Origin of the sequence: Mesorhizobium sp. (assembly GCF_024509055.1) — a bacterium.
In the GTDB taxonomy this organism is placed as follows: domain Bacteria; phylum Pseudomonadota; class Alphaproteobacteria; order Rhizobiales; family Rhizobiaceae; genus Mesorhizobium.
The window spans coordinates 1-11670 of the sequence record NZ_JANINM010000497.1; the positions used below are offsets into that span (position 1 = coordinate 1).

The 11670-nt window shown below is 64.2% G+C and carries 10 protein-coding genes and 1 pseudogene; 7 read left to right on the forward strand and 4 right to left on the reverse strand.

Annotated features, from left to right (window positions below):
* Positions 1-80: 80 nt before the first annotated feature.
* Both Q0L57_RS29285 and Q0L57_RS29290 read left to right on the forward strand, forming a co-directional pair.
* Complete coding sequence (locus Q0L57_RS29285; protein WP_296746574.1) at positions 81-1622, forward strand: sigma-54 dependent transcriptional regulator; 1542 nt, start codon at positions 81-83, stop codon at positions 1620-1622.
* 378 nt (positions 1623-2000) lie between these two features.
* Positions 2001-3842, forward strand: a complete 1842-nt coding sequence (locus Q0L57_RS29290; RefSeq protein WP_296746575.1) for a DUF882 domain-containing protein — start codon at positions 2001-2003, stop codon at positions 3840-3842.
* Between the two features lie 443 nt (positions 3843-4285).
* Here the strand turns inward: Q0L57_RS29290 and Q0L57_RS29300 are convergent, their stop codons facing one another.
* The gene (locus Q0L57_RS29300) at positions 4286-5179 is read right to left on the reverse strand and encodes an AraC family transcriptional regulator (protein WP_296746577.1); all 894 of its coding nucleotides are present in this window, start codon (positions 5177-5179) and stop codon (positions 4286-4288) included.
* 199 nt (positions 5180-5378) lie between these two features.
* Between Q0L57_RS29300 and Q0L57_RS29305 the strand changes: the two genes are divergently transcribed.
* On the forward strand, positions 5379-6125 hold the full coding sequence (locus Q0L57_RS29305; protein ID WP_296746578.1) for an SDR family NAD(P)-dependent oxidoreductase: 747 nt from the start codon (positions 5379-5381) through the stop codon (positions 6123-6125).
* A 12-nt stretch (positions 6126-6137) separates the two neighbouring features.
* Here Q0L57_RS29305 and Q0L57_RS29310 read toward each other — a convergent pair whose 3' ends face one another.
* A complete protein-coding gene (locus Q0L57_RS29310; RefSeq protein ID WP_296746579.1) occupies positions 6138-6776 on the reverse strand; it encodes a 2-dehydro-3-deoxy-phosphogluconate aldolase in 639 nt (212 codons plus the stop codon).
* Positions 6777-6942: 166 nt separating this feature from the next.
* Between Q0L57_RS29310 and Q0L57_RS29315 the strand changes: the two genes are divergently transcribed.
* Entirely contained in the window at positions 6943-7872 is a 930-nt protein-coding gene (locus Q0L57_RS29315) for a rhodanese-related sulfurtransferase (RefSeq protein WP_296746583.1), read from the forward strand.
* Here the strand turns inward: Q0L57_RS29315 and Q0L57_RS29320 are convergent.
* Positions 7869-8231 carry a nuclear transport factor 2 family protein gene (locus Q0L57_RS29320; protein ID WP_296746580.1) on the reverse strand — a complete coding sequence of 121 codons (363 nt, stop codon included), beginning with the start codon at positions 8229-8231 and terminating at the stop codon, positions 7869-7871. The two genes, Q0L57_RS29315 and Q0L57_RS29320, sit on opposite strands and share 4 nt — an antisense overlap.
* A 199-nt stretch (positions 8232-8430) precedes the next feature.
* Here Q0L57_RS29320 and Q0L57_RS29325 point away from each other — a divergent pair, with 199 nt between their 5' ends.
* Both Q0L57_RS29325 and Q0L57_RS29330 read left to right on the forward strand, forming a co-directional pair.
* A complete protein-coding gene (locus Q0L57_RS29325; protein ID WP_296746581.1) occupies positions 8431-9162 on the forward strand; it encodes a tellurite resistance TerB family protein in 732 nt (243 codons plus the stop codon).
* Positions 9163-9386: 224 nt separating this feature from the next.
* Positions 9387-10139 (forward strand): SDR family oxidoreductase, encoded by a 753-nt coding sequence (locus Q0L57_RS29330; protein ID WP_296746584.1) that lies wholly within the window; start codon positions 9387-9389, stop codon positions 10137-10139.
* Between the two features lie 3 nt (positions 10140-10142).
* Here Q0L57_RS29330 and Q0L57_RS29335 read toward each other — a convergent pair whose 3' ends face one another.
* On the reverse strand, positions 10143-11327 hold the full coding sequence (locus Q0L57_RS29335; protein WP_296746582.1) for a pyridoxal phosphate-dependent aminotransferase: 1185 nt from the start codon (positions 11325-11327) through the stop codon (positions 10143-10145).
* Positions 11328-11410: 83 nt separating this feature from the next.
* On the opposite strand from Q0L57_RS29335, the pseudogene Q0L57_RS29340 reads away from it, so the two are divergent.
* Positions 11411-11670: pseudogene (locus tag Q0L57_RS29340) on the forward strand (GNAT family N-acetyltransferase); the annotation flags it as partial.

Below are 11670 nucleotides of genomic sequence, written 5' to 3' on the forward strand. Positions count from 1 at the left end.
GGGTTTTTTGAAACCTTATTTAGAACCCTGTGCCAAGATGATCCATGGGGATTTCTCAGGGCCGGGCAGCCAACACAGTCATGACAGGTTCCGTACTCATAGTCGATGACGATCCCGTGCAGCGCAGGCTGCTCGAGGCGGCGGTAACGAAATTCGGCCACAGCGCGATCGTCGCCGATGGCGGCGAGGCTGGGCTCGGCGTGCTCGACGGTCCGGACTCACGTGACGTGTCGGTCGTCATCCTCGACCTCGTCATGCCTGGCCTCGACGGCATCGGCGTGCTGAAGGCAATGCGTGAGCGCGCCATCAACGTCCCTGTCATCGTGCAGACCGCGCAGGGCGGCATCGAGACCGTGGTTTCCGCCATGCGTCATGGCGCCTTCGACTTCGTCGTCAAGCCGGCCTCTCCGGACAGGCTGCAGACATCGATCTCCAACGCGCTGAAAGTCGAGGCGGTCGAGGACGAGATGAAGCGCACGTCGCGGCGGCGCGGCGGCCATCTCAGCTTCAAGGACCTGATCACGCGCAGCCCGGCAATGGACCGTGTGATCCGCCTCGGCCAGAAGGCGGCTGCCTCCAACATTCCGATCCTGATCGAGGGCGAGTCGGGCGTCGGCAAGGAGCTGGTGGCGCGCGCCATCCAGGGCAGCGGCGACCGCCGCTCGAAACCTTTCGTCACCGTCAACTGCGGCGCCATTCCCGACAACCTGGTGGAATCGATCCTGTTCGGCCATGAGAAGGGCTCCTTCACCGGCGCCACCGACAAGCACACCGGCAAATTCGTCGAGGCGCATTCCGGCACGTTGTTCCTCGACGAGATCGGCGACCTGCCGCTCGACGTCCAGGTCAAGCTGCTTCGCGCGGTCCAGGAGGGCGAGGTCGATCCGGTCGGTGGACGCTCGACCGTCAAGGTCGACATCCGGCTGATTTCGGCGACGCACCGCGACCTCCTGCAGCGGGTCAAGGACGGCAAGTTCCGCGAGGATCTGTTCTACCGGCTGAACGTCTACCCGATCTTCGTGCCGCCGCTGCGCGACCGCCGCGACGACATTCCCCATCTGGTTCGCCATTTCATGGACAAGGTCGCGCCGGCCGATCCGCGCCGCCGCCTCACCGGCATATCGACCAGGGCCCTGGCGATGCTGCAGGCCTATGACTGGCCTGGCAACATCAGGCAGTTGGAAAACGCCGTATTCAGGGCGTCGGTGCTTGCCGAAGGAGACTTGCTAACGGAGGAGGAATTCCCGCAGATCCGGGCGCAGGTGGAAGGAACGGTCAATCTCGACGTCGAGCCGGCGTCAGCGGACATCGATGAGGCCGCCGGACAGCCGGAGCAGGCGGGCCGCGCCTCCAGCGGGTCAGAAAATGACTTGCCCGGTGACGATGCGGCGGCGAGGCCGCCGACGCGTTTCGGCACGCTCAGGGCGCTCGACGAGCGCGGCAATGTGCGGGCGTTGGCCGATGTCGAGTTCGAGATGATCAAGCTCGCGATCGACCACTATAACGGCCAGATGAGCGAGGTCGCTCGGCGCCTTGGGATCGGCCGCTCGACGCTCTACCGCAAGTTGAAGGAATATGGCATTGACCCCGAAGCTGGCCGTGTCGACCGGTTGGCGTCCTGACGTGCGGCCGGTAATAGGTCTGATCCAGCTAAACCTTGAGTCAATTTGTCGCTTTTGCCCGAAAAAGCACTGTTAAACAGTTGCTTGGGTATGGCTGATCACGCATTAAGGCTAACGGTAACAGTTCGTGTGGCTGCTCGTGGCGGATTTCCGATTTAAACCAGTGATTTACCACGAAAAGCGGTGCATCATTTTTGACGGGATATCGCCACTGTGTTACCGCATTTCGGCTTCAATAAGCGATGATTAACCATTAGGATCGATATTCGGATGTGAAAACCACACATCCGTTTGGGCAAATCCGGGGACAAACGGCAGCCTGCAAGGCCTTTTGATTTGAACAAAGTCGAACGACGCAAAAACGCGCGGCATCTTTTCATGAGCGTCTGGCCGAAGTGGCTGGCAGCTGTGATCATTGCTGTCGGGTTCTTGTCCGCAGCCGCCTCGGGCGCGCGAGCGGAAGTCCGTTCGCTCAAGCTCTATCACCTGCATACGCACGAAAAGGCCGAGATCGTGTACAAGCGCAACGGGCGCTACGATCCGGAAGGGCTTCGCAAGATCAACATCATCCTGCGCGACTGGCGCCGCAACGAGCCCACCAAGATGGACCCGCGGCTGCTCGACCTAGTGTGGGAGGCTTACCGCGAAAGCGGCGCGACCGACTACATCCAGGTGGTCTGCGGCTATCGTTCGCCCTCGACAAATGCGCTGCTGCGCAGCCGCAGCCGCGGTGTCGCCGAGAAAAGCCAGCATATGCTTGGCAAGGCGATGGACTTTTTCATTCCAGGCGTGCCGCTGAAGAAGCTGCGCAACATCGGCCTGAAGATGCAGGGCGGCGGCGTCGGCTATTACCCGAGCTCCGGCTCGCCTTTCGTCCACATGGACGTGGGCAATGTGCGCCACTGGCCGGGCATCAGCCGCCAGGAACTGGTCGGCCTGTTCCCGAACGGCAAGACGCTGCATGTGCCGAGTGATGGCCGGCCGCTGCCGGGCTACGAGCAGGCACTGGCCGCCTACAAGGCGCGCGCCGGCTCTGGCACGCCCAACATCGAGCTGGCCAGTGCCGGCGGTACGACCAAGCGGTCCGGTGGCTTGTTCTCCTGGTTTGGCGGTGGCCAGGACGAGGCCGATGACGAAGCCGATGACAGCGCGCCTCAGGCGAAAGCCGTAAAACAGGTACAGGTCGCCACGGCCCGCAGCGGCACCTCCTCGGCCATTGCGATTGTGGCGCCGCAGGACGCCAAGCGCGCCAATATTCCGCAGATCGCGGACGCCAGTGCCGACGATTCGCAGGATACGCCTTCGCAGGGTACGCCGGAGACGATCATAGCCGCCTTGCCGCCGAAAGAAGTGCCGGTACCGGCTTTCGCGCCGCGTCCGAAGGTCGATGTCGGACAGCAGACGCCTGAGAACGTGCCGTTCGCAACGGCCGATGCCTCCGCCGCGACCGAACAAGCCGTGGCGACCGCGCAGGCGCCGGGCAAGGTTCCGTTCGGCGCCGCCAATGCCGCCGACGCCGCGGCCGCCGATCCGGCCCAGGTGGCGGTCAACAATATTCCGTTGCCGACCTGGAGACCCGACCGCTCGACGCCGGTCGAACTGACGGCCAAGGACAAGAACGTCTTGCTGGCGCTTGCGGACACAGCCGCGCAGGACAAGAGCGCGACCGACGCATTCTCGGTGCTGCCGACGGCGCGTCCCGACACGAGCAAGCCGGATGAGATCAAGGCCGTTCTTGAGCAGGCCAGCGCCACGAGCACCGTGAGCGCCAGCAGCCCGGAATATCAGCTGGCGTCGCTGACTGAGCCGCAGCAACCCCGTTCCGCCTTCAACGATCCGTCGGGCGTGGACGCGGCGTCGCCGCGTGAAGCCATCGCCGCGCGCCCAGCGGGCACTGACCCGGCGCAGGCAATCGGCGCCGGCGTGAAGACCACGCCCAAGGAGTCGAGGGCCTCGGCTCGCGACATGAAGCCCGGACCGAAGGCGACCGTGGTGGCAGCGCCGCCGCAGGCGGCGCGCTGGGCGCTGGGCAGCGGCGAGAACATCGCAACCGTTTCCAGCTCGACGACCGCGCCGCGCTTTGCCTACAACATCGTGCATACGCCGCCGAGCGAGGTCTATACGGCGGGCTTCCAGACGGACGCCGAGACGCCCGACGCAAGCCGCTTCACCGGCAACGCCGTGAAGTTCCTTTCGGTCGCCCGTTTCCAGACGAAATAGCAAGCCGCTTGAGGATACTGAAGCCGCGCCGCGCGACCGGTGCGGCTTTTTTGTTTCGGGTCGAGCTAGCCCGCTGTGGTGTTGGCGACGGCATTCTGGCCGGACCGGATCGAACTCACACCCGGCTAAACTTGTCGTGAAGGCGGAACGCTCCGCTCCTTTCGAAGGTTAAAGGTTGTTCGTTCCAACCTGAGGATATCATGAAGAAAATTCTTTTGGCGTCAGCACTGGCGGTGGTGGCGGCATCGGCGTCAATCGCTCCCTCACAAGCCCAAACAATGGTCGTCAGGCCACACCACCGGCACCACTGCGAAACAAGGCTGGTCACGCATTGGCGGCACCATCATAAGGTGATCGAGAAGGTCAAAGTCTGCAGGTAATTGCGTTACATCGACCTTGCCCGGTCGGCGTAAGCCGGCCGGGTTTTACGAAGGGTAAGTTGGCTAATCGACCTCCAGCGACGGCGCTTCTCCCCTTGACAGGAGCCGCGCGGCATCGCGCATCGGAGGCAATCCGAAATGGCGGGCATATTCCCGGCTGAACTGGGATGCGCTTTCGTAACCGACGGTGAAGGCGACACGCGCCGCGTTGCCCGGTTCCGCGATCAGCAGGTGGCGGGCCTCCAGCAGGCGGACCTGCTTCTGGTACTGGATCGGGCTCATGGCCGTCGCCGCCTTGAAGTGGCGGTGAAACGCGGCATTGCTCATATGGGCGAGCCGGGCCAGTTCCGTGACGTCGATCGGCTCGTTGTAGTGCCGGCGGATCCACGCCGTGGCGCGGCGGATCTGCGACAGGCGCCCGTCGGCTCGCGCCAGTTCGCGCAGCTTCGCGCCTTGCGGACCTTGCAGCAGCCGGAAGGCTATCTCGCGCTCGAGCATCGGGGCGAGCACGGGAATCTCGGTCGGCCGGTCGAGCAGCCGCAGCATCCGGCGCCATGCATCGAGCAGATCGTCACCGGCAGGGCAGGTCGCAAAGCCATCGCCGACGAGCGCAGGCACGTGGTCGATAAGCAACGCGGCGATCAACTCTAAATCGAGGGCAAAAGCGATGGCCAGGTAAGGGCGGACCGCACTGGCCTCGATCAACTGGCTGGTGGCGGGCGTCTCGACCGCATAGACGAAATAGCTGCCGGGACCATAACGAAGCGTGCGGTCGCCGATCAGCACCGATTTCTCGCCCTGCAGCACGAATAGCACAGTGGGCTGACACAACTCGGGCAGCGGAGGCGTCGGAACCTCGCTGCGGCCGATCGTGACACGAGGTACGGCCGTCCTCGTGCGCCGTCCGCGTGCATGGCGGCCGGCGATCGCGATCAGTTCTCGCAGTGGTTCGCTCATCGTTCCAACATCGCCGATCCCTGCAGCCCAGGCAACCGAGCGGGGTGCAGATGACGCGCACGTGACGCCAAAAGTGCGCACCTTGGTGACACGCAAAGTGCCCGCATCTGAGAGGATTAGGCAAGAGCAAGAGAGGTTCCGGCGCGCAAAGCCGATCGTTTCAGGTCATCTTCCAGATCACGGAAAAGGAGACATGTATATGACGGCACTGAAGAACGCGCTGGTGACCGGGGCAAACAAGGGCATAGGGCTGGAGACCGCGCGGCGCTTGGCGACGATCGGCTCCAAAGTCTGGCTCGGCGCTCGCGACGCCACGCGTGGCGCCGCCGCGGCAGCGGCATTGCGCGCCGAGGGATTGGACGTCGAATGGCTCGAACTCGACGTCACCAGTGACGTCAGCGTGGCGGCCGCCGCGAAGACCATCGCGGCGCAGGTGCCCAGCCTCGATGCGTTGGTCAACAATGCCGGCATCGCTCCAGGATATGTCGACGGACTCGGCCCGGATGGGCGTTACGAGCGACCGCCGAGCCGGGAAACAATTGCCGACATGAAGGCCACCTATGATGTCAACGTCTTCGGTCCGGTCCGTGTCACCCAGTCGTTCCTGCCGCTGCTCTTGGCGGCGCCGGCCTCTCGTGTCGTTATGGTGAGCAGTTTTCTCGGTTCGCTAGCGCGCGCCGCCAGCGACCAGTCGCCCAATGTCATGGGTTACGGCAGTTCGAAGACGGCGCTCAACTCCATAACGATAGCCTTCGCCAGGGAGCTCTCACCGCTCGGCATCATGGTCAACGCTGCCGCTCCAGGCTACACCGCGACCGATCTCAATGCGCACAGGGGTGGCCGTACGGTGCAGCAGGCGGCCGGGATCATCGTGCGCTTGGCGACGCTGGAGGCCGGTGGGCCGACAGGCGGTTACTTCGACGAGAACGGTCCGCTGCCCTGGTGAGCGCGGGCGCGACTACCTGGCCAGCGTGCTCGCTTCACGCGCCAACGCTTCGATCTCGTCCCACTTGCCGGCCTTGACAAGATCGTCGGGCGCAACCCATGAGCCGCCCACGCAGATGACGTTGGGCAGGGCAAGGTAGTCGGCGGCGTTCTTGCCGGTGATGCCGCCGGTCGGGCAGAACTTCACGTCGGCAAGCGGCGAGGCGAAGGCTTTCAGCGAAGCGATGCCGCCGGACTGCTCGGCCGGGAAGAATTTCAGGAAGCGCAGGCCGGCTTCGCGCGCGGTCATGATCTCGCCGGGCGTGATGGCGCCCGGCAGAAGCGGTACGGGGCTGTCCTTCGCGGCGTGGAGGAGCTGGCTGGTTACGCCGGGGCTGACGATGAATTTCGAGCCGGCATCCGCCGCTTCCTCGAACTGCCTGGCGTCGAGAATGGTGCCGGCGCCGACCACTGCTTCCTCGACCTCGGCCGCGACACGGCGGATCGCCTCCAGCGCATCCGCGGTGCGCAGCGTGATCTCGATCGCCCTCAGGCCCCCGCGTGAAAGGGCGCGGGCGAGCGGCACCGCATCGGCGACGTTGGCGATCTTGAGCACGGGAATGACCGGCTGGCCGTTGAGGAGCGACAGGAGCTTTTCGGTCTTGCTGGTCATTCGCTTGTCTCCGATACCGTGGATTTCAACCGATTAGCAGAGCGAGTACCTCAAGTCCACGAACGCGGGCGTGTCGCGATGTCACGCGGCTTCGCGTGACATCGCGCGGGAGGCGCATAACCGCTCTGCCTTGAAACGGCTTTCAGCACGGTTTAGTGGCATGGCCATGACAGATACCGCTCAAACCCGGCCGGTCCGTGTCGCCGCGCTATATAAATTTGCCCGGCTCGACGGCTTCGAGGCATTGCGCGCGCCGCTCGCCGCCTTCTGCTGCGGACGCGGCATCAAGGGCACGCTGCTTCTGGCGCATGAAGGCATCAACGGCACGGTGGCCGGCAGGGAAGACGCGATAGCGGAGTTGATCACCTATCTCCAGGCGATCGAAGGTCTTGCAGGCCTGGAGGTCAAATACAGCGGCGCCGCCGAGATGCCCTTCCACCGCATGAAGGTGCGGCTGAAGCGCGAGATCGTCACCATGGGCGTGGAGGACATCGATCCGGCAGCGAGCGCCGGCACCTACGTCGCGCCCGAGGACTGGAACGCGCTGATTTCCGGGACCGACACCATCGTCATCGACACGCGCAACGCCTATGAAGTGTCGATCGGCACCTTCAAGGGCGCGGTCGATCCGAAGACCTCGAGCTTTCGCGAGTTTCCAGCTTGGGTCGAGGAACATCGGGATGAACTCGAAGGCCACAAGGTCGCGATGTTCTGCACCGGCGGTATTCGCTGCGAGAAGGCGACTGCCTATGTGAAGTCGCTCGGTTTCAAAGACGTGTTCCATCTCAAGGGTGGCATCCTGAAATATCTCGAAGAAGTGCCGGCCGTGGAGAGCCTGTGGCAAGGCGAATGCTTCGTCTTCGACGAGCGCGTCTCGGTCTCGCACGGATTGATCGAGGGAGACGCAGAGCTCTGCCGAGCTTGCCGGCATCCGCTGACCGTCGAGGACCGGCTGTCGCCGCAATTCTCCGCCGGCGTCTCATGCCCGCATTGCTTCGAAGCGCGGTCGAACGGAGACCGCGAGCGCTATGCCGAGCGCCATCGCCAGGTCGAACTGGCGCAAGCGCGTGGTGGCAAGCGCCATATCGGAAGCTAAAACGCGACCGAATATCGATCGATAATCCACAACCAGGTTCCGTCGCGCTGGCGGCGGGCGACCTCGGTCGTAACGCTGCCGTCGGGCAGCCTCGTCGACGTCAACGCAAGGTCGCCGTTGATGAGGGCAGGGCGCTCCTCGCCGCGTTGGAACTTCTGGCCCGTGGCCAAGCCTTGTTCGAAGAGCGCGCGGATGGCTTCCCGACCGCGAACCAACTCTTCCCCGCCGCTGTCGACAATGGCGTCGGGCTCGAACAGCGCCAGCATCCCCTCGACGTCGCCCGCCCATTGCCGATCGACCAGCAGGCGCTCGAGGTCCTGGGGATCTCGCGCCGGCTCGCGGCTGGTTGCATCCGGCATTGCCTTGCTCCTTCAGAGTTCACCGCCGATCCTATCCGAAGCGCGGCCCGCTTTCGACACACGGGTCGCGCTTTTGCCGTGCGGGCATCGGGCGACAAAGCGTCCGTCCGTCATTGTAATGTCCATGCATGGGTCCTACCTCATGCCGGTCCGAAACCCTGCCCGGGCGTGTTCGGCCGGGCCCATTCTGGAGGCATTGATGCTCGACCCCAAGAAGCTGCTCGACGACCTTCTCGGCTCGCAAATTCCTGGCACGGGATCGACGGTCCGCGACAAGGCGGGGCAGGCGGTGCAGATGGCGAAGGACAATCCGCTCGCCGCCGGAGCGCTGGCCGCGGTGCTGCTCGGCACCGGCGCCGGCCGTCAGGTAACGGGTGCGGCCGTCAAGCTGGGCGGGCTGGCGGCTATTGGCGGCCTCGCCTACAAGGCCTACCAGAACTACAAGAATGGCGCCCACCCGGCGCAGGCGTCTACCACGGCCGAGCCGGAACTGCTGCCGCCTCCCGCTGACACCGCTTTCCACCCGTCCCAGGCACCACAGGGCGAGGATGAATTCACGCTCACCCTGGTACGCGCGATGATCTCGGCGGCGAAGGCCGATGGCCATGTCGACGACGATGAACGCAAGAAAATCGCCGACAAGCTCAAGCTCGCGGGCGTGGGTCCGCACGCGGAGGAGTTCCTGATGACCGAACTCCAGCGTCCGCTCGATCTCGACACGCTGGTCGCCGGCGCCAAGACGGATGCGCAGAAGCTCGAGCTCTACACGGCCTCGCGGCTAACCATCGATCCCGACACGCGCACGGAACGCGGTTATCTCGACCTGCTGGCCGGCCGTCTCGGGTTGCCGGATTCGTTGGTCGACCATGTCGAAGCCACAGTGTCGGCGGCGAAGGCGCCGGTTGGCGCCGCGCCCAACCCGCGTTGGTAGGCAACAGGGTTAGCACGCCGGATTTGCCGTTAACTTTTCGTTAACCCAGCAAGCGCATCATTCTAACCAGTCGGACCGGCTATCCTCCTCCCAAGCGCGGTTCAGATCAGGGCGGTCGCCAATGACCGCCCTTTTTGTCGGCAACAGCCGCTTGTCATAGTCCCCGTCATTTGCGATGCCACGTCTTCTTCCAGACGTGACCGGGGAGGACGGTGATGACAGCCATGACAGAGAAAACCGCCATCGTTACCGGCGCCGGCACCGGCATCGGCAAAAGCGTCGCCACGGCGCTGCTCAAGGGCGGCTGGAATACAGTGTTCTGCGGCCGCCGCAAGACGCTGCTCGACGAGGCGATCGCGGAGGCCGGACAGACGAAGGCAAAGGCGCTTGCCGTCGCCTGCGACATCAGCAAGCCGGTCGAGGTCGACGACATGTTCGAGACGGTGGTGGAAGCCTTCGGTCGCGTCGACCTGCTCTTCAACAATGCCGGCATGGGCTACAAATCGACGCCGATCGACGAGATCCCGATCGAGGTCTGGAACGATGTCGTCGGCGTCAATCTCACCGGCTCGTTCCTGTGCGCGCGCGCCGCTTTCGGCGCCATGCGCCGGCAGAAGCCGATGGGCGGCCGCATCATCAACAACGGCTCGGTGTCGGCTTATGCGCCGCGCCCGGGCTCAGTGCCCTACACGGCGACCAAGCACGCGATCACCGGCCTGACCAAGACACTGGCGCTCGACGGCCGGCCCTTCGACATTGCCTGCGGCCAGATCGACATCGGTAATGCCCTGACCGAGATGGCGCAGCCGATGACCGTCGGTGTGCCGCAGGCCAACGGTTCGATCGCCGCCGAGGCGGTGATGGACGTCCAGCGTGTCGCCGACGCGGTGCTCCACATGGCGAGCCTGCCGCTCGACGCCAATGTGCTGTTCATGACTGTTATGGCGACCAAGATGCCGTTCGTCGGCAGGGGTTAGCGATTACTTCGCCAGGAATGCCTTGATCCGTTCCAGCGCGCGCAGGATGTTCTCTTCCGAATTGGCGTAGGAAAGCCTGATATAGCCTTCGCCGAGCACGCCGAAGTCGGGGCCGCCGATCAGGGCGACGCCGGCATCCTCCAGCAGCGCCGAAGCAAGCTTCTTCGCCTTCCAGCCGGTCTTCGACACATTGGGAAAAGCGTAGAAGGCGCCCTTCGGGGTGATGCAGGAAATGCCGGGGAGCGCATTCAGGCCCTCGACCACGATCTTCCGGCGGTTGTCGAAAGCGCGCATCATCGTCGCGACATCGTCCTGCGGACCGTCGATGGCCGCGATGCCGGCATATTGGCTCGGCGCGTTGACGCAGGACCAGCAGTTCACCGCCAGCTTGCGCACCTTGTCATAGAGATGCGCGCCCTTGTCGCCGTTCGGCCAGATCGACCAGCCCATGCGCCAACCGGTCATCGCCCAGGTCTTCGACCAGCCGTTGAGCACGATCAGCCTGTCGCGGATCTCCTGGTAGTTGAGCAGCGAGTGGTGGGTCTCGCCGTCATAGGTCATGACGTCGTAGATCTCGTCCGACAGGATCGCGACGTGAGGATGCTTTTCCAGTCCCTTGACCAGCTTCTCGATCTCGGCGCGCGGTGTCACGCCGCCGGTCGGATTGGCCGGTGAATTGAGGATCAGAAGCCTGGTCCTCGGCGTGATCAGCGCAAGGGTCTCTTCCGCCGAGAAGGCAAAGCCGTTCTCCTCGCGGATCGGCACCGGCACCGGATTGGCGCCAGTGAACTCGATCATCGAGCGGTAGATGGGAAAGCCCGGGTCGGGATAGAGGATTTCCGTGCCCGGTTCGCCGAACATCAGGATCGCGGCGAACATGGTCGGCTTGCCGCCAGGCAGGATCATCACATTCTCGGGCGACACCTCGACGCCGGTGGTGGTCAGCGTGCGGCGCACTACCGCCTCGCGCGTGGCGAGCAGGCCGTTCGCCGGCGTATAACCATGATGCCCGTCGCGCAGCGCCTTGATCGCCGCCTCGACGATGTGTTGCGGCGTTTTGAAGTCCGGCTGGCCGATGCCGAGGTTGACGATATCGCGCCCCTCATGGGCAAGTGCCGTGGCCCGCGCGAGCACCGCGAAGGCATTTTCCTCGCCGAGACGATCGAAAGCCGCGACCGTGTGGAGCATTTTTCCCATTCCTGTGGTTCTTTCTGTGGGCGAGCGTTTTTGTGAGCGTTCGCTGGTAAAAGTCAAACGGATTGGAGTTACCGGTGTCGGAGAATCTAAAGAATTGGCAGCCGCGTCCGCGTCCGGAACGCAAGCCACTCGAAGGACGCTATGTGCGGCTCGAGCCGTTGAGCGCGGCAAAGCATGGCGACGGTCTCTACGAAGCCTCGTCGGTGCCGGACGCCGGCGGCCGCTTTGCCTGGCTGCCGGACTATCCGCCGGAGAACCGCGCCGCCTTCCAGCCATGGCTGGACAGGGTCGAGGCCAGTGAGGACCCGCTGTTCTTCACCGTCATCGACAAGGC